Below are 17100 nucleotides of genomic sequence, written 5' to 3' on the forward strand. Positions count from 1 at the left end.
CCGGGTCTACCACCACCGCCGCAGAAGGAGCAGAGTGGGCGCGTGACGACGACGACACAGGGGATCTTCCGGCGGAAGCCCATCGAGACCATCGACGACGGACCCGAGGGCGAGGGCGGCCTGAAACGGCACCTCGGCCTGTGGCAGCTGACGGCCATCGGCATCGGCGGCATCATCGGCGCGGGCATCTTCACGCTCGCCGGCACCGTCGCGAACGGTGTCGCCGGGCCCGCCGTCCTCATCAGCTTCCTCATCGCCGGGGTCGCGAGCGCGGCCGCCGCGTTGTCGTACGCGGAGTTCGCCGGACTCATCCCGAAGGCCGGCAGCGCCTACACCTACGGGTACGCCGTGCTCGGCGAGGTCGTCGGGTGGTTCATCGGCTGGGACCTGCTGCTCGAGTACACGGCCATCGTCGCCGTCGTCGCGATCGGCATCTCCGGCTACGTCGGCTTCCTGGTCGGGCAGTTCGGCATCGACCTGCCCGCGTGGATGCTCGGCGCGCCCGGGACCGGTGACGGGCACGTGGTCGACGTGTTCGCGATCCTGCTCTGCCTGCTCACCGCCTTCGTCCTGACCCGGGGCATCCGGAGCGCCGCCCGCTTCGAGCTCGTCGCCGTCGCGATCAAGGTCGGCCTCGTCGTGCTCATCGTCGTGCTCGGGGTGTTCCACATCAACAGCGCGAACTACTCGCCGTACTTCCCGTTCGGCTTCGGCGGCGTCATGACCGGCGCCGCGACCGTGTTCTTCGCCGTGTTCGGCTACGACGCGATGTCCACCGCCGCCGAGGAGTCCACCGACGCCCGGAAGCACATGCCGAAGGCGATCCTGCTGTCCCTCGGCATCGCGATGGTCCTGTACGTCCTGGCGACCCTGGTGCTCACCGGCATGCAGAAGTACACCGACATCGACCCGGCCTCGGGGTTCTCGTCGGCGTTCGCGTCGGTCGGGCTCGGCGGGGTCGCGAACGTCATCGCGATCGGTGCCATCGTCGGCATCGTGACGGTGCTCGTCACCTTCATGCTCGGTGCCTCGCGCGTCTGGTTCTCGATGAGCCGCGACGGGCTCATGCCGAAGTGGTTCGCGAAGACCGACCCGAAGCGGCACGTGCCGACCCGGGTCACCTGGATCCTGGGCATCGCGTCGGCGGTGCTCGCCGGGGTGCTGCCGATCGGCGTCGTGGCGGAGCTGACGAACATCGGGATCCTGCTCGCGTTCGTCGTGGTCTGCTCGGCGGTGATCGTGCTGCGCTACCGGCAGCCCGACCTCGACCGGCAGTTCAAGCTCCCGTTCATGCCCGTCGTACCGATCATCGGTGTCGTCGCGTCGCTGTGGCTCGTGACGTTCCTGCAGTGGGAGACGTGGGTGCGGTTCGCGATCTGGTTCGCGATCGGGCTCGGGGTGTACTTCGGGTACTCGCGGAAGCACAGCAAGCTGGCCACGGAACAACGCTGAAGCTCCTCGCCCGAGGGCGACGGTGTGCGTGCTCCCGTCAGGAGAGCACGCGCACCGCCGGTCCTAGTCGAGCCAGCGGACCTCGGTCGGATCGGGCACGAGTCCCTCCGCCCAGTCGACGTCCTTCGGCGCTCCGTCCCCCGACGGGTCGGTGATGTCGGACACCCACGCTTCCGTCGCGAGCCACTGCGCCGTCTCGCCGCCGAAGAGCGCCGAGTACTCCCGCAGGAGGTAGCGCCGGCCGAGCACCGGACCGCCGGGCCGGTCCCGGTAGAGGATGATCGCTGCGTCCGGCGGCTGGACGCCGCCAGCCACCCACTCCATGCCGTCAGACAGGAGCTCGCTGTCGCGGAAGCGGGCACGCACAGCGTCCACGAACTCGTTTGCGAACGGCTCGTCGATCGTCTGGGTCGTACTCATGACCGCCATCATGAGCAGTCTCCGGCCGTGCTGTCACCTCCGCCGGCAGGCCGTCGTCACGCCTCGCCCGTGCTGGGTACTCGCGTCGTCCTCGCTCCTCGGTCGGTAGTGTCGACCCGTGGTGGGGGAAGCAGCACGGGTCACCGATACCGTGCGTCCGGTGACGGTCCGCGGAGGTGTCGTCGCGCCGATCGCCTGGACGGCACTGTGCACGGGCGTCCTCGCGCTCGGAGTCTGGCTGGCCTCGACCCGAGCGGTGTTCGGTGGCGCCTGGTTCACCCAGCTGTGGACGAGCGGCCTGCTGCTCGCCTTCGGTGTGCTCGGCCTGTACATGAGCGTCGGGAGCATCCGGAACCGCATCCGCGTGTTCCCGGATCGACTCGAGGTGGTGCCGCACCTGCGGCGGACCCGGACGATCTCGCCCGGAGAGCTCGTCGAGTTCAGCGCATCGGGAACGGGCAACACCACCATCCGCGGCCGGACCGCGCGTGGTTGAGGCTTCTCCACCGACCGGTTCCACCGCAACCACGACGTCCTCGTCCACTGGCTCGAACAGAACGCCACGGAGCCGTGGACGGAGTTCACGACCTTCTTCGACAATCTCACCGCGGACCGGAAGCCGAGACAGGTGCGCAACGTGCTGTTCACGCTGTTCTCCCTCTGCTTCTTCGTCACGACGCTGTCGGCGATCCCGGGGCTGTTCGTCATGGTCGCCTACGACGACGCACACCAGGAGCAGGTGACCTGCACGATCACGTCAGCGCGAGCCGTCACCGTGTCGAACCGGTCAGCCAAGGGTGCCGGTTCCTCGCACCCGGCCGTGTCCCTCGAGACGACCGACTGCGGGCACCTGACCCTGTCGCGGCGCATCTACTCCGACAACCGCGACGCCGTCGCACGGGCGGTACAACCGGGCTCCCGGCCCCTACCGACTCACCGTGGGCGGTGGGAGCTTCTGGCTCCGGCAACACGCGTCCGTGCCCGTCCCGGAGCCGACGGTCTACAGCATCGACGGGCCCGCCGCAGGCGCAGCCGAACGCTGATCAGCGATCCCGCGCTACTCCGCCACCACCCACACGTGCTGCGCCTGCCACCCCTCCGGCACGGTGTTCCGGTAGGCGGCCAGCGCCGCCTCGTAGTTCGGCCCGGACGCCTCGTGCTCTCGCGTCTCGCTCGACCGCGCGGTCGCCTTGATCGTGGTCTCCCCCGTCGCCTTGCTCTCGACCGCGTTCGTCTGCGTCAGCGCGAACCCGTCCAGGTCGAGTGCGGCGACCGCTGCCTCCTTGGCCGCCACGACGGAGTCCGCGTAGCCCTCGGCCTCGCGCGTCTCGGTCGAGCGGATCATGCCTCGCAGTGTCGTCACCGGACCAGTATGACCCGATCGATCCAGGTCCCCGAGCACGACAGTCGAACGGCGTCAGGCGTCGCGCCGGTGCTTGCCCTTCGCCGCCGTCGGGTCCGCCATCGGGTGGTTCCGGAACCACCGCAGCAGCTCACGCGGGCGGCTCTGGTCGGCACTCTGGTCCCCCTGGTCGAGGAACGTGCTGAATCCCTCGGGCACCGCGACACCATCGGACTCACGGTCGTACGCCATCGACCACTCCGGGAACCGCCGCGTGTGGATCGACTCCTCGACGAGGAGCCGAACGTCGTCGTGCCGCTCGTCCGCGACGATCCGTCCGTAGGTCGCCATCACCGCGTCGTACGGCCCCTCGAGCAGCTGCATGAAGCGTCCGCCCCGGTGCACGAGCATGCCGGTCAGCCCGTCGGCGGTGTTCCGCGTCCGGGCGTGGTCGAGCACTGCCTCGAGGTCAGCCTCGTCGAAGGGCTCGGTGGCGGAGCTCATGTACACCAGTGACTGCAGCACGCATCGATCTTGCACCTGAGCCGCTGTCAGCGACGCCCCCAGAACGGGACGCGGACAGTCACCTCAGGCGAGTGGCGTCCAGTCGAGGACCTGACCGTCATCGGTGCAGTACGTCGTGTCCGAGTCCTCGGTGGTGGTCTTCGACCACGACGGCGACCAGTACGAAGCGTCGATGTCCCGCTGCTTCGGGAAGACACCGACCACGGTGCCGGCCGACGTGTCGGGCTCACCGGGCACCGGATCGACGTCGAGGGTGTCCGGGTCGAACCATCCGTAGGTGGTCGCCCCGGTGATGCTGTCGAACTCGATGTACATCGTGATGTGGTCGTCCTGCGACTCCGTGCCGAGCTGCACCTGGTACTCCTGCCGCGCCCCGTCGTCGTCCGTCGGCACGCCGGACCACTCGACGCGGTAGGCGTCCGCGGTCTCCTCGACGGAGACCGACCCGGTCCCGGAGGCGAGGTCGCAGGACGCCTTGCCGGGCGTCGCCGCCGTCGTCGCGCTCGCGCTCGGGGCCGGCGCCTCGGCAGTCCGTGTCCCCGCGCCGAGCACACTGCACCCCGACAGGGCGACCACCGTCGCCACTGCCCCTGCCACCACGGCGCTGCTGCGCACTGCGTTCCCCATGCGATCCCCCTCGTGTCGCGCGCCCTCCGGCGCCCGCCCACGCTAGCAGCGGAGGGCCAGCAGCGGAGGTCGGTGGCGCCTGGCACGATGGACCCGTGCCCGCCGCCCCGATGATCGACGCCGTCGACGTCATCCGGTTCGTCGGGCCGCAGACCTTCGGCCGTGCGCGCGACGTCGTCCGCGCCGGCCTGGTCGAGGACGCCACTTGGCACGACGACGACGGCACGGTCACCGCGACCGTCTCCGGCTCCGCCGACGACCCCTACGAACTCCGCGTCGAGACCACCGTCGCCCGCGGCGAGTTCGTCCGCCCCGTCCGCAGCACGTGCTCCTGCCCCCTCGGCGGCGACTGCAAGCACGTCGCCGCCGCGCTCCTCACCATCAACGCGCGGGCCCTCGCCGCCGAACCCCGAGCAGCGACTCCCCCGGCCGCTCCTCCCGCCCCGGACTGGAGGCTCGACCTCGCCCGCCTCGCCGGTGACGACGACCAGGTGGTCGACCCGCAGGGCACGCCGATGGGTCTGCAGTTCGAGTTGCGTGACGCCGTCCCGGCCGCGCTCGCCTCACGAGCGCGAGCCGCCGGCCGGGCGCTGCCGTCGCGAGCTCGCGGTGTCCGGCTCGGCGTGCGCCCGGTCACCCGGAGCGCCGCGGGCAACTGGGTCCGCGGGCAGCTCACCTGGGGCACGCTCCCCTACTCGATGAACCGGCTCGGCATCCCACACGAGCAGCACGCCTGGTTCCTGCAGTTCTCCGCGCTGCACCGAGCCGGGCAGCTCGCGGGACTGCCCGGCGAGAGCGACTGGGTGCACCTCGACGACTTCGGCAGCCCGCTGCTCTGGCCGCTCCTGCAGCAGGCACCCGGGCTCGGGATCGCCTTCGTGACCGGCAAGCGCGAGGGCGGCGCGGCGCTCGGGAGCGAGGCCCGTGTGCTCCTCGACGCCGCGCGGCACGACGGCGCGCTGGTCATCGGCGCGAGCGCGGTCGTCGACGGGCGCCCGGTGCCCGAGGGTTCGGCGCGCACGATCGGCGACCACGGCGTCTACGCCTTCCGCGAGAGCCCCGAGTTCCACGTCACCCTGGCACCGACCGCCTCACCCGTCCCGGCGGACCAGCGCCGGATGCTCGTCGAGGGTGCGCGCGTCACCGTCCCGCCGGAGTCGGTCGACGAGTTCCTGGCCGACTGGTCGCCGCGGCTCCGCGGAGCGCTCGGCCTCGTCAGCTCCGACGGCTCGGTCGAGCTCCCCGAGCGCACACCGGCGGAGCTCGTCCTGACGGCGACGTTCGAGCCGGCCCGGGCTCCGCGGACCGACGACCGCCTGCACCTCCAGTGGCGCTGGCACGTCGACGGACGGAAGGACCCGGTCACGCTGCACGGCCCGCTCCCCGACCTGTCGGGGGTGCGCGCCGCGGACGACCCGGCCGACCCGTCGGCGCAGGCCGACGACGGCAGGCGATCTGCGCCTCCCGGCCCTGGTGGCGGTCTCGCCTGGTTCGAGGACGGCACGGTCGACGGTGCGGACGTCGCGGTCTTCGCGACCGAACTCCTGCCCGCCCTGCCCGCACACGGCGTCCGGACCGTCGTGCAGGGCGAGCCCGGCGACCACGAACGGTTGACCGGCCGCCCGCACATCCGTGTCACGACGATGCCGTCCGAGAAGCACGACTGGTTCGACCTCGGCATCTTCGTCACCGTGAACGGGCGGCAGATCCCCTTCACCCCGCTGCTCCGGGCGCTGGCGAAGCGCGACCGCCGCATGAAGCTCGTCGACGGGTCGTACCTGTCGTTGGCGGATCCGACGTTCGACCGGCTCAAGGAGCTCATCGAGGAAGCCCGCGAGCTCGACGAGTGGGAGCCCGACCAGGCCCTGACGGTGACCCCGCTGCAGGCCGGGCTGTGGTCGGAGTTCGATCAGCTAGCCGACGAGACCGAGCACGACGAACGCTGGCAGCGCATCGCCGCTGGCCTGCTCGACGCCGCACCGCCGGACGAGGTCCCCGTGCCCGACACCGTGCACGCCGACCTCCGTCCGTACCAGCACGCCGGCTACGCCTGGCTGCGGTTCCTCCGCGAGCACGGCATCGGCGGGGTACTCGCGGACGACATGGGTCTCGGCAAGACCCTGCAGGTGCTCGCGATGATCGCCGCCGCCCGCGAGGCCGAGCCCGACGCCCCGCCGTTCCTCGTCGTCGCGCCGACGTCGGTCGTCGGCAACTGGGCGGACGAGGCAGCACGCTTCACCCCGTCGCTCCGCGTGACCACCGTCACGGCGACCTCGCTCAAGGACCACACCCGGGTCGCCCGTGCCGCCGCGGAGTCGGACGTCGTCGTGACGTCGTACGCACTGCTGCGCCTCGACGCCGCCGAGTACACCGGGGTGTCCTGGTCGGCGCTCGTGCTCGACGAGGCGCAGTTCGTGAAGAACCCGCAGTCGCAGACGCACCGGGTCGCGGCCGAGCTGCCCGCGCCGGTGAAGTTCGCGATCACCGGGACCCCGCTCGAGAACGGGCTGACCGACCTCTGGGCGTTGTTCCACGTCGTCGCGCCCGGGCTGCTGTCGTCGTGGTCGCGCTTCGGTGACGACTACGTGAAGCCGCTCGGCTCCCCCGACCTGCGCGGGGACGCCCGCAAGGACCTCACCGCCCGACTCCGTCGCCGGATCCGCCCGCTCATGCTCCGACGGACGAAGGAGAGCGTCGCTGCCGACCTGCCGCCGAAGCAGGAGCAGGTCGTCCGGGTGACGCTCGACCCCGCGCACCGTGCGCTCTACGAGACGACCCTGAACCGGGAGCGGCTGAAGGTCCTCGACCTCATCGACGACCTCGCGCGCAACCGGATGATCGTCTTCCGGTCGCTGACGCTCCTCCGGATGCTCGCGCTGTCACCGGCACTCGTGCACCAGGCGGACCAGGACGCCGACGGCGACGTCGCTGCCGGTACGGAGCCCGTTCCCTCGGCGAAGCTCGACCTGCTGCTCGACGAGCTCGAACAGCTCGCCGCCGAGGGCCGGCGCGCCCTGGTCTTCAGCCAGTTCACGACGTTCCTGCGGATGGTGGCCGAGGCGCTCGACGCCCGCGGCATCGGCTACGAGTACCTCGACGGGTCGACCCGGAAGCGTCCGCAGGTCATCGACCGCTTCCGGAACGGCACCGCGCCCGCGTTCCTCATCTCGCTCAAGGCCGGCGGCTTCGGGCTGACCCTGACCGAGGCGGACACCGTCTTCGTGCTCGACCCCTGGTGGAACCCGGCCGCCGAGTCCCAGGCGGTCGACCGGACGCACCGCATCGGGCAGACCCGCTCGGTGAACGTGCAGCGCTTCATCGCCGAGGACACCATCGAGGAGAAGGTGCTCGCCCTCGCCGCCAAGAAGGCGGAACTCTTCGCGACCATGATCGACGACGACGCCCTGTTCGCCGACGACCTGTCCGCCGACGACATCCGCTCCCTGCTCAGCTGAGCAGCGACATACGAACTCCTTCGCGCCCGGGCATCCGCGTCAGTACCGTCGCCGCATGTTCGTCGACGACAGCCGCTCCGCCCAGCCTCGTCCCGCGCCGCGCGTCCCGGTCGCGGACCTCCTGACGCGCAGTCACGCCGACCCGGAGGTCGAGCCCGATCTCGAGCCCGAGCCCGAGCCAACTCGGACGGGAGTCATCCGCCGCGATCCGGCCACCGCAACGTCCACCTTCCGCCTGCGCAACGGTGCGGAGGTGACCCTCGGCGGCTCCTTCGGTGGCAGCCGTGGGGTCTGGTCAGGCGCGGCAGCGCGACCGCGGAGGCAGCCGGCGCGGTGATGGTCCTCGACGCGAACGTCGTCATCGCGCTCCTCGACGAAGGCGACGGTCTGCACGAGCGCGCGTACGACCTGATCGAGGACCACGCGTGGGACGAGTTCTGCACCTCGGCCCTGACGCTCGCCGAGATGCTCGTCCGACCAGCCTCCCGCGGGCACGCCGACCGCGAGCGCGGCACCATCGCGCGGCTCGGCGTCACCGTCGTCCCGGTGACGGACGGCACCGCTCGCAGGGCCGCCGACGTCCGTGCCACCCGTCGGCTCGGCATGCCGGATGCGGTCGTCCTCGTCACGGCTCAGCGCCTGCAGGGTCAGCTCGCGACATTCGATCGGAAGCTCGGCCGCATCGCACGAGCCGAGGGCCTCGTCGTCGCCGAACCGTACGACGACGGCGGGCCCTGGCCGTTCCCGACCTGAGCCCGCCGTCGCGACCGGATCAGCCGGCGAGCCCGTCGATCCGCGACACCTCGTCCGCGGACAGCTCGAGGTGTGCCCCGAGCGCGTTCGACCGGATGCGCTCCGGGTTCGAGGACTTCGGGATCACGACGAACCCGTGCGCCACGTGCCACGCGACGATGACCTGCGCACTGTCGGCGTCGTGCGCCTCGGCGATCTCGACGAGCGTCGGGTCCTGCAGGTTGCTCGCCTTGAAGGGGCTGTAGCCCTCGAGCACCACGCCGCGCTCGTGCAGCCCCGCGGCGACCTCGGCGTCGTACTCGGCCGGGCTCCACCGGATCTGGTTCACGGCCGGTGTCGTCCCGGTGGCGTCGGTCAGCTCGTCGATCTGCGCGAGCGAGTAGTTGCTCACCCCGACGGCTCGGGTCAGCCCGTCGGCCTGCGCCTGGACGACCTGCTCCCACACGTCGGGTCGGGCCTCGCCGTTCGGCGGCCAGTGCACGAGCCACAGGTCCAGGTGGTCGAGCCCGAGCTGCTCGAGGCTCTCCTCGATGGTCTGCCGGACACGGTCTGCGTTGTCCGGCGGGAGCTTGGTCGTGACGAAGACGTCGTCGCGCGCCAGGCCGGAGTCGGCGAGCGCCTTCCCGACGCCGCGCTGGTTCGAGTAGCCCGTCGCGGTGTCGATGTGGCGGTAGCCGGCCTCGAGGGCGGCACCCACGGCGGCGGGGGCGTCGGCGTCCGGGATCTGCCAGGTGCCGAAGCCGAGGAGCGGCATCGATCCACCGGTGACGGGCACGGAGGGATTCGCGTGATCGGTCATGACCCGTGTCTACGCCTCGCTCCGTCGGTGCCGCACGGGATGATCGGGGATGGTCCACCCGGGCCCGTTCCACCGCACCACCGAAGGCTCTCCCCATGACGTCCCGTCGACGCCGTCCGCGTTCCACCCGTTCGACCTCCTCACGCCGCAGGGCTCGGGCCTCGCTGACCTCGCTCGGCCTCGTCGCGGTGGTCGCCCTGGCCGGCTGGCTGCTGCACACCACCGGCGTGACCGATGCCGACGCCGACGCGAGCGCGGACGGGACGCCCTCGTCGACAGCCGCACCGACGATCACCGCCGCACCGACGACCGACGCGGGCGGCGGGGCCGGGCCGGGCGGCGCCTCCCGGCCGACCGTCGACGCGACCGAGCCGATGAGCCCGTCCGACGCGACCGCAGCCGAGACCGCCCGCCGCCAGCTCGCCGCCCTGCCCGTGAAGGGCAAGGCCCCCGCCACCGGCTACGACCGCGAGGCCCGCTTCGGCACCGCCTGGCTCGACGTCGACCACAACGGCTGCGACACCCGGAACGACGTGCTCGCCCGCGACCTCACCGACGTCGAACGGCAGGGCCCGTGCAAGGTCCTGCGCGGCACCCTCGTCTCCCCGTACACCGGCGAGCGCGTGGACTTCGTGCGGGGCAACCGGACGTCGACCCTCGTGCAGATCGACCACGTCGTCGCGCTCGAGAACGCGTGGCGCACCGGCGCGCGGCAGCTCAGCCAGGAGCAGCGCGAGGCCCTGGCGAACGACCCTGCGAACCTGTTCGCCGTCGACGGTCACTCGAACGCGCAGAAGCGGTCGGGCGATGCGGCGACCTGGCTCCCCGCGGACACGGCGTTCCGCTGCACCTACGTCGAGCACCAGGTCATGGTGAAGACGGCCTACCGGCTGTGGGTGGCGCCGGCGGAGCGCGACGCGATGGCGCGGGTGCTCGACCGGTGCTGAGCACCTGATCGCCCGTCTATACGACAGGTGTAGCCTAAAAGCTGTCGATGCAGGCGCATCGATCCGGACTCGTCGCCCCACCGCTGGACCCGAGCCCTTCACCGTCGAAGACCGCAGGAGGCCACCCATGACATCCACCACCCGCTTCACCGACCGCGTCGTCCTCATCACCGGCGGCGGCTCCGGCCTCGGCCGCGCGACCGCCGTCCGTCTGGCCGCCGAGGGCGCGCTGCTCTCGCTCGTCGACGTCTCCTCCGACGGCCTCGAGTCCACGAAGGCCGCCGTCCTCGAGGCGACCCCCGACGCCCAGGTCCGGACCACCGTCGCCGACGTCTCCGACGAGGCACAGGTCGACGCCTACGTCACCGCGACCACCGAGCGGTTCGGCCGCATCGACGGCTTCTTCAACAACGCCGGCATCGAGGGCAAGCAGAACCTCACCGAGTCCTTCACCGCCGCCGAGTTCGACAAGGTCGTCTCGATCAACCTGCGCGGCGTGTTCCTCGGCCTCGAGAAGGTCCTGAAGGTGATGCGCGAGCAGGGCTCCGGCAAGGTCGTGAACACCGCGAGCGTCGGCGGCATCCGAGGCGTCGGCAACCAGTCGGGCTACGCGGCCGCCAAGCACGGTGTCGTCGGCCTGACCCGCAACTCCGCCGTCGAGTACGGCCAGTACGGCATCAGCATCAACGCGATCGCACCCGGCGCGATCTGGACGCCGATGGTCGAGAACTCGATGAAGCAGATCGACCCGGAGAACCCGCGGAAGGCCGCCGAGGAGTTCATCCAGGTCAACCCGACCAAGCGCTACGGCGAGGCCCCCGAGATCGCTGCCGTCGTCGCCTTCCTGCTGTCGGACGACGCCTCGTACGTCAACGCCGCGGTGATCCCGATCGACGGCGGGCAGTCGGCCAAGTACTGAGCGTGCTCCGTCCGGCGCCTGGCCCACGTCGTGGGTCGGGCGCCGTCGTCGGTCGGGAGGCACACCCCACCCCCGCAACGCCGCTCGCGTCCGGTGGGGAACCGGCAGCGGCGGCGCCGCGTTCGGTTCCGCTCCGACGACGTGGGAGCATGGCCGGGCACACCACGGCGGAGGGAACACCATGAGCAGCAACGACACGAGCGGGTCGGCGTTCGGCCCCGGTGCCGGCAAGACCGAGTCGCCCGCCGGAGCCCTGCGGCGCCGCATGGCATCGTCGGCGCAGGGGTTCCTCGGCAGCGCCGCCTGGGTCCCGTGGAAGCCGGCGGACGACCCCGGGGGCGGGAGCATCGCGCACGTGATGATCCGCGACCTGCCGTTCGTCCCGGTGTTCACCGACCCCGCGCAGCTCAGCGAGGGTGTGCCCGGCACCGAGGCCCGCCCGGTCCGCATGGCCGAGCTCGTCACCGCCGTCCCCGAGGAGTTCGGCATCGTCGTCGACCCGACCAGTGCCGAGGACGCGAACTTCCTGCACGCCGACGTGCTCGCCGGGATCCGGGCGCAGATGCGCGGCGAGATCCCCGGCGACGACGCCACCGACTCCACCCAGAGCTAGGCCACTACCGGCCGGGCCTGCGCGCCCGGGACGGGCAAGGCGGACCTGCTCACTGCGATCCGCGGCTGAATCGCGATCGTAGTGGCGTGGCTGCCCACTCCTGACCACTGGACGGACCCAGTTCTGGGGATTCTTCAGAATCGTCTCGATCGGCACCATGGGATGGTTGCCGAACCGAGGGGGCGCACGTGCCGTTGGGTGGACCCGGACCGCGAGACTGGTCGCCGAGCGAGCCGTCGACCCCACCGACGCGGACCCGGCGAGGGATGCCGCGACTGTACGCGCCGTCTCCGCTCCTCACCGCAGCCTCCGCAACGGACTGCACGACGCCCCGCACCCGCCCGTGGACCTTCGCGACCCTGTCGATGCTGCTCGGCCTGGGGAGCGTCGTACTCGCGCTCGTCGAGCCGCAGCACCAGGGCGTGCCGTCGGGCTTCATCGTCAGCACGATCGGCGTGACAGCGATCGCGTGCGGTGTCCAAGCAGTCCGTCGCGCCCGATGGGGCTCGGTCGTCTCGAGGGCGTTCGGCCGGGTCGGGATCGTCCTCGGCGCGGTCGGCTCTGCGCTGATGCTCTACGCCCTGCTGGCGTTCGGGCTGGTCAGTGTGGGGGTCGAGCTGCCCGCGCTCTCGCTCCCGGCGCTGACGTCGACGAAGAATCTCGGACCCTCTGTCGCCGAGTCCGACACCGGCACGGCCGCGCCTCCTCCCGCAGCTGATCCAGCGGCCGTTCCCGAGGCATCCAGCGAGCAGCCGTCGGGAGCCCTGACCGTCGACGGCGAACACAACGCCCTGATGCAGAGCGCTGGCACGCTGTCGTTCGCCATGCGTCAGTACTTCCCGAGCGGCGTCTACCCGTCGGAGCTCGTCGTCGCTGAACAGCCGAGCAGGCTCGCGCTCACGGATGGGACCGGGCTCGCCTCGTTGCCCGAGGGCACCCGAGTGCTCTACTCGGTCGCCGCAGACCGCTCAGCATGGTCGGTCACCCTCGTAGGTTCGCAGCACGGCTCCGTCGTGACCTACAGCTCGGCGGTCGGCACGATCCAGGCCGGCTGACCTCGGTCGCCCTGCGGCGTCAGCGGCGCGGCTCGACGAGCTCGATGAACCGCGAGAGCAGCGACAGTCCGCTGATCGACGGGGGCAGCCCCGTGGTCAGCGCCGGTGAGTAGACGAGGTACGCCGCCCACTGCGCCCGGGACAACGCCACGTTGAGCCGATTCGGCATGAGCAGGAAGTCGAGTCCGCGCGGGATGTCCGCCGCGCTCGAGGCCGCGAGCGACGTGATCGACACCACGGCCTCGCGCCCCTGGAACATGTCGACCGTGCCGACCTGCGTGCCGCGGAGTCCAGCGCGGTCGAGGGCCTCGCGGATCAGAGCCCCCTGCGCGTTGTACGGCGCGACGACGATGACGTCCTCGTCTGTCAACGACCGGGAGACCTCGCCGTCGACCCAGCGGCGGCCGATCAGGTTCCGGGCGAGCTCGACGACCCTCGCGGCCTCCTCTTCCGACGACGTCGTGTTGCCGCTGTGCACGACCGGCACCGGGTGGACGCCCGGGTCGAGGTCGTCCAGGTGCCGCTCGCTGACGATTGACGTCAACTGCCCGTCGTACGACAGCCCCGAGACCGACGCGGTCAGCGCGGGCTCCATGCGCCGGGTGTGCGCCAGGAAGTACCCGAACTCGGGCGGGAGCACGTGCTCGCCATCCGCCAGCCAGCCGAGCGCCGACTGGTCGACCGGCTCGGGGTGCGACCCCTGCGACACCTGCGGGAGCTGCTGCGGGTCACCGAGCAACAGCAGGCGCTGCGCGGCGATCGACGACGCGATGGTCGGGGCGAGCGAGAACTGCCCGGCCTCGTCGACCACGAGCAGGTCGAGGGAGCGCCGCGGGATCGTGCCCTCGTTCGCGAACGTCCACGCGGTGCCGCCGACGACTCCCCCGGTGCCCGTCTCGGCGCACGACGACAGGAACGCCGAGACGGCTGCGTTGTTCTTCACCGGGGTCCACGCGGCGACCTCGAGCTCGTCCTCGGTCGCGCCGGACTTCGGCACCTTCACGACGCGGTCGGCGGGCACACCGGCGCGGACCACCGACGACAGGAAGTTCTCCGAGGTCGCATGCGACTGCCCGACGACCCCGACGCGCCAGCCGTGCTCGCGGACGAGCCGGGCGACGACGTTCGACCCGACGTAGGTCTTGCCCGTGCCGGGAGGGCCCTGGATCGCCAGGTACGACCGGTCGAGCCCGAGCAGCGTCGTGACGACCGCCGAGACGGTGTCGTCGCCGGCGACCGGAGCGAGTGCACCGCGCGGCGGCACCCGGCGAAGCAGGTCGAGCGCGGGGCCGGGCAGCATCGACGGCAGGGCGTCGAGGACCTCCTGGCCCCACTCGGCGATCGCCTCGGGCTGCGGCTTCGCCCGCGGCGGGGCGGCCGGTGCGAGCGCGACCGGGAAGTCGTGGTGCGGCTCCCCGCCGCCGACCGGCAGGCTCTCCTTCACCAGGACCTCGAACGCGTCGCCGTTGTCGGCCGCTTCCAGCACGACCGCGCGGGCCGACGCACCCTTCGAACCCGGCGCCGGAGCGGTGACCGACGGCGGGAGCGGGTCGTCGTAGACGAGGTGAGGCGCGCCTCCCGGCCGGATCCGCGAACCGGGCGCGAGCGTCCCGGACAGGCGGATCTCACGGGACTGCGAGCGGGCACGCGGCAGCGTGCCCCAGTCCCGTTCGACGGACGCGCGCTCGACGACGAGGACGTCGCGGGTGTCGGCCCAGTCGTCGACGGGGTTGCGGAGGCGGTCGAAGTGGTCCTGCCAGAAGGTCTTGGCCTCGCGGCGGTGGTAGTCGATCGCGGCGGCAGCGAGCGCCAGGGCGGTCTGGTCGGCGTCGCGATCGAGGGGGTCGACGTCCGCGATCTGCGCGGCGAGGGCCGTGTACACGGGGTTCGGCTCGCGCTCGACGGGGATCGGCGGCAGGAGTTCCGTGTCCTCGGTCGCCGGCTCCGTGCGCGGGGGCCGGAGCGACAGCAGCCAGTCGCGGAGCCGCAGGGTCGAGCGGCAGTCGTAGGCGTTGTAGTCGGCGACCTGGTCGAGCATGCGCTGGCCGGTGGCGGCGTCGCCGTTGCGGAGCTCCTCGATTGCCTCGACGTAGGCGGTGATGCTGTCGGCGGCGTTCGTGACGTCACTGAGGCGGAGGTCCTCGCCCATGTACAGCGGCTCGAGCTTCTTGATCGAGTAGCTGTGGCTGCCGACCACCAGGGCCTTGCGGACGATCGGGTACAGGTCGACGAGGACGCCCGCGCGGAGCAGATCGTCGACATCGTCCTCCCCCACGCCGTGGCGAGCGGCGAGGGACAGCAGGTGCGTCCGCTCGTACGCGGCGTAGTGGTAGACGTGCATGCCGGGGTGCTGGGCGCGCCGCTCCTTGATGAAGGCGAGGAAGTCGACCAGCGCCTGGCGCTCGTCGCGGATGGTGTGCGCCCAGAAGGCGGTGAACTCGGCGCGGTCGTCGACCAGGCCGAACAGGTAGTCGATGCCCCAGTGCACACCGTCCTCGGTGTGCAGGGGGTCGCCCTCGAAGTCGAAGAAGACGTCGCCCGAGTCGGGCTCCGGGATCGCGTCGAGGGCACGGGGGTCGTGGAGTTCGAAGCGCGGCGTGGTCTTGTCGGCTCGGCCTGCTTGCTGCTCGGCTTCGGTCTCGGTCTGGAGGCGCGCCTGACGCACCAGCCGATCTTGCGTCGACCGCGACATGCCGGGCACGGCCGCGGTGCGGCCCGCCAGGTCGTCGATCGTCCGCACCCCCTGCCGGATCAGCTTCGTGCGCTGGTCGAGGCGCATGCCGGCGACGAGGACCAGGTCGCGGTGCTGCTGCACCTGGGTCTGGCAGATCGCGCAGCGGCCGCAGCTGGAGTAGCGGGGGTCGCCCCACTGCAGTTCCTCGTGCTCCTGCATCCGCTCGCCGATGACCCGTTCGAGCTCGGCGCGCTGCGTGCGGTACACCGGGGCGATGTCGGCGAGGTCGTGCGTGGTGGTCGTGCGGTCGCCGAGGACGAGGTGGACCTGCTCGCCGGTGGGGATCCCGTGCGCCTGCATCTGCTCGGCGTAGGCGGCGAGCTGGAGCAGGGCGCTGATCTTGGCGTGGCGGGCGAGCTTGGTGTCGTAGACCTCGTAGGCGCCCTGGTCGTTGCGGAGGATGAAGTCCGCGAAGCCGATGAAGCCCGGGCGGTCGGGGGTGGGCGGCTCGTGGAAGGTCGGTTGGTAGAGGACGTCGGCACCGGTGGCGAAGCCGTCTCGCGCTTCGGCCGCTGCTCTGGCGTAGTCGACTGGGGCCGGTCGCTCGAACTCGACCACCTGGCGGGTCTGCTTGAGGATCTCGAGGTAGTCGAGCTCGTGCTGGTCCCCCAGGCGAGCGGTGCGCTCGAGCATGTCGTCGTGCTCGTCAGGCAGAGGGCCGCCGCGGCCGAGCTTGGCGTCGAGGCGGCGGAGGAACGCCCACTCGCAGGAGGCCCACATGCTGAGGTCGCTCGGGCTGAGGAGGACTTGGCGGTCGGTGGTGATCTGCATGGGCTCCCCCGTCTCGTCGGTGCCCTGTGAGCCTATGGGCGACCACCGATGAGCCTCCTGCGAGATGAGGTAGTCCCGATGTTCTTCCGCGCAGCCACGCACCGGGGGAACAGCGATGCGGCAGTCGACCGCGGCCGCCGAGACAAAGGCTTGCCAAGTCGATCCCACTGTGGCAGATTCCGCGCCGTGCCAGGACCCGTGATTGCAACGGGGCCGAGCAATTTGAGGTTCGTCGGCAGCGAAGTCTTCAACAAGGACGTCGAACGCTGACTATGAACAGCACCAAACAATAACGCCGCTCCGATTAGTCACCCAGTATCACGAATAACCGGGGCGCCTTACGCATTGACGATATCGACGAACATTCCACGGGGGCGAGGGAAGGCCGCACAAGATGAGCGCCGCTCCTCATACAATCACAAAGGCCGTCCCCGCCCGTACCGGTCGGCGATCGACGCCGACGGACACACAGTCAGATCCAATGCGGCGAAGGCAGGCAGATGAGCCCCGACCCGACCGTCGGCAGTCCAGCGGGCTTCCCGTGTGTCACCACCGCGCTGCAGCAGGACACAGCGGCGCGCCAGCCGCCACGGGCTCGATCACGAACAGCGCTGTTTCGACTACGGCGACCACCTACATAGGATACGCCCAGGGAGTTTCATGGGGAGCGCCGACGATGTTGCGGAAC

The 17100-nt window shown here is 71.2% G+C and carries 15 protein-coding genes; 9 read left to right on the top strand and 6 right to left on the bottom strand.

From position 1 onward, the window contains the following. Positions 1–42: 42 nt before the first annotated feature. Complete coding sequence (locus tag D8M35_RS02595; RefSeq protein ID WP_126890416.1) at positions 43–1452, top strand: amino acid permease; 1410 nt, start codon at positions 43–45, stop codon at positions 1450–1452. Positions 1453–1515: 63 nt separating this feature from the next. Here the strand turns inward: D8M35_RS02595 and D8M35_RS02600 are convergent, their stop codons facing one another. Continuing rightward, positions 1516–1872: a hypothetical protein gene (locus D8M35_RS02600; RefSeq protein ID WP_126890417.1), complete on the bottom strand. Its 357-nt coding sequence runs from the start codon at positions 1870–1872 to the stop codon at positions 1516–1518. Positions 1873–2032: 160 nt separating this feature from the next. On the opposite strand from D8M35_RS02600, the gene D8M35_RS02605 reads away from it, so the two are divergent. Further along, the gene (locus tag D8M35_RS02605; protein WP_126890418.1) at positions 2033–2368 is read left to right on the top strand and encodes a hypothetical protein; all 336 of its coding nucleotides are present in this window, start codon (positions 2033–2035) and stop codon (positions 2366–2368) included. Positions 2369–2929: 561 nt separating this feature from the next. On the opposite strand, the gene D8M35_RS02610 is transcribed toward D8M35_RS02605, so the two are convergent. The 3 genes from D8M35_RS02610 to D8M35_RS02620 form a co-directional block, all read right to left on the bottom strand. Beyond that, the gene (locus tag D8M35_RS02610; protein WP_126890419.1) at positions 2930–3217 is read right to left on the bottom strand and encodes a hypothetical protein; all 288 of its coding nucleotides are present in this window, start codon (positions 3215–3217) and stop codon (positions 2930–2932) included. 72 nt (positions 3218–3289) lie between these two features. Next, the gene (locus D8M35_RS02615) at positions 3290–3739 is read right to left on the bottom strand and encodes a BLUF domain-containing protein (RefSeq protein WP_238638063.1); all 450 of its coding nucleotides are present in this window, start codon (positions 3737–3739) and stop codon (positions 3290–3292) included. A 63-nt stretch (positions 3740–3802) separates the two neighbouring features. Continuing rightward, entirely contained in the window at positions 3803–4366 is a 564-nt protein-coding gene (locus tag D8M35_RS02620) for a hypothetical protein (RefSeq protein ID WP_126890420.1), read from the bottom strand. 95 nt (positions 4367–4461) lie between these two features. Here D8M35_RS02620 and D8M35_RS02625 point away from each other — a divergent pair, with 95 nt between their 5' ends. Genes D8M35_RS02625 through D8M35_RS02635 form a run of 3 tightly spaced genes read left to right on the top strand, consistent with a single transcriptional unit; the run spans position 4462 to position 8574 of the window. Further along, entirely contained in the window at positions 4462–7821 is a 3360-nt protein-coding gene (locus D8M35_RS02625; protein WP_126890421.1) for a DEAD/DEAH box helicase, read from the top strand. Positions 7822–7876: 55 nt separating this feature from the next. Then, positions 7877–8158, top strand: coding sequence for a hypothetical protein (locus D8M35_RS02630; RefSeq protein ID WP_126890422.1), 282 nt, complete (start codon positions 7877–7879; stop codon positions 8156–8158). Beyond that, positions 8158–8574: a PIN domain-containing protein gene (locus tag D8M35_RS02635; protein WP_238638067.1), complete on the top strand. Its 417-nt coding sequence runs from the start codon at positions 8158–8160 to the stop codon at positions 8572–8574. The genes D8M35_RS02630 and D8M35_RS02635 overlap by 1 nt, the downstream gene beginning before the upstream one ends. Before the next feature lie 19 nt (positions 8575–8593). Here D8M35_RS02635 and D8M35_RS02640 read toward each other — a convergent pair whose 3' ends face one another. Then, a complete protein-coding gene (locus D8M35_RS02640; protein ID WP_126890424.1) occupies positions 8594–9373 on the bottom strand; it encodes an aldo/keto reductase in 780 nt (259 codons plus the stop codon). 95 nt (positions 9374–9468) lie between these two features. On the opposite strand from D8M35_RS02640, the gene D8M35_RS02645 reads away from it, so the two are divergent. The 4 genes from D8M35_RS02645 to D8M35_RS02660 all read left to right on the top strand — a co-directional run bounded on the left by D8M35_RS02645 (position 9469) and on the right by D8M35_RS02660 (position 12907). Beyond that, positions 9469–10320, top strand: a complete 852-nt coding sequence (locus D8M35_RS02645) for an HNH endonuclease family protein (protein WP_126890425.1) — start codon at positions 9469–9471, stop codon at positions 10318–10320. Between the two features lie 127 nt (positions 10321–10447). Beyond that, the gene (locus D8M35_RS02650; RefSeq protein ID WP_126890426.1) at positions 10448–11239 is read left to right on the top strand and encodes an SDR family oxidoreductase; all 792 of its coding nucleotides are present in this window, start codon (positions 10448–10450) and stop codon (positions 11237–11239) included. 181 nt (positions 11240–11420) lie between these two features. Then, on the top strand, positions 11421–11852 hold the full coding sequence (locus tag D8M35_RS02655) for an SseB family protein (RefSeq protein WP_126890427.1): 432 nt from the start codon (positions 11421–11423) through the stop codon (positions 11850–11852). Between the two features lie 266 nt (positions 11853–12118). Further along, complete coding sequence (locus D8M35_RS02660) at positions 12119–12907, top strand: hypothetical protein (RefSeq protein WP_126890428.1); 789 nt, start codon at positions 12119–12121, stop codon at positions 12905–12907. 19 nt (positions 12908–12926) lie between these two features. On the opposite strand, the gene D8M35_RS02665 is transcribed toward D8M35_RS02660, so the two are convergent. Further along, positions 12927–16412, bottom strand: coding sequence for a TM0106 family RecB-like putative nuclease (locus tag D8M35_RS02665; RefSeq protein WP_126890429.1), 3486 nt, complete (start codon positions 16410–16412; stop codon positions 12927–12929). Positions 16413–17100 lie beyond the last annotated feature (688 nt).

Source organism: Curtobacterium sp. HSID17257, assembly GCF_003989515.1.
Classification (GTDB): domain Bacteria; phylum Actinomycetota; class Actinomycetes; order Actinomycetales; family Microbacteriaceae; genus Curtobacterium.

What these genes read in the sequence shown, in the direction of transcription:
- D8M35_RS02600 (WP_126890417.1), bottom strand. Translation starts at nt 1,872, where the DNA reads ATGAGTACGACCCAGACGATCGACGAGCCGTTCGCAAACGAGTTCGTG.
- D8M35_RS02610 (WP_126890419.1), bottom strand. Translation starts at nt 3,217, where the DNA reads ATGATCCGCTCGACCGAGACGCGCGAGGCCGAGGGCTACGCGGACTCC.
- D8M35_RS02620 (WP_126890420.1), bottom strand. Translation starts at nt 4,366, where the DNA reads ATGGGGAACGCAGTGCGCAGCAGCGCCGTGGTGGCAGGGGCAGTGGCG.
- D8M35_RS02630 (WP_126890422.1), top strand. Translation starts at nt 7,877, where the DNA reads ATGTTCGTCGACGACAGCCGCTCCGCCCAGCCTCGTCCCGCGCCGCGC.
- D8M35_RS02635 (WP_238638067.1), top strand. Translation starts at nt 8,158, where the DNA reads ATGGTCCTCGACGCGAACGTCGTCATCGCGCTCCTCGACGAAGGCGAC.
- D8M35_RS02640 (WP_126890424.1), bottom strand. Translation starts at nt 9,373, where the DNA reads ATGACCGATCACGCGAATCCCTCCGTGCCCGTCACCGGTGGATCGATG.
- D8M35_RS02645 (WP_126890425.1), top strand. Translation starts at nt 9,469, where the DNA reads ATGACGTCCCGTCGACGCCGTCCGCGTTCCACCCGTTCGACCTCCTCA.
- D8M35_RS02650 (WP_126890426.1), top strand. Translation starts at nt 10,448, where the DNA reads ATGACATCCACCACCCGCTTCACCGACCGCGTCGTCCTCATCACCGGC.
- D8M35_RS02655 (WP_126890427.1), top strand. Translation starts at nt 11,421, where the DNA reads ATGAGCAGCAACGACACGAGCGGGTCGGCGTTCGGCCCCGGTGCCGGC.
- D8M35_RS02660 (WP_126890428.1), top strand. Translation starts at nt 12,119, where the DNA reads ATGCCGCGACTGTACGCGCCGTCTCCGCTCCTCACCGCAGCCTCCGCA.
- D8M35_RS02665 (WP_126890429.1), bottom strand. Translation starts at nt 16,412, where the DNA reads ATGCAGATCACCACCGACCGCCAAGTCCTCCTCAGCCCGAGCGACCTC.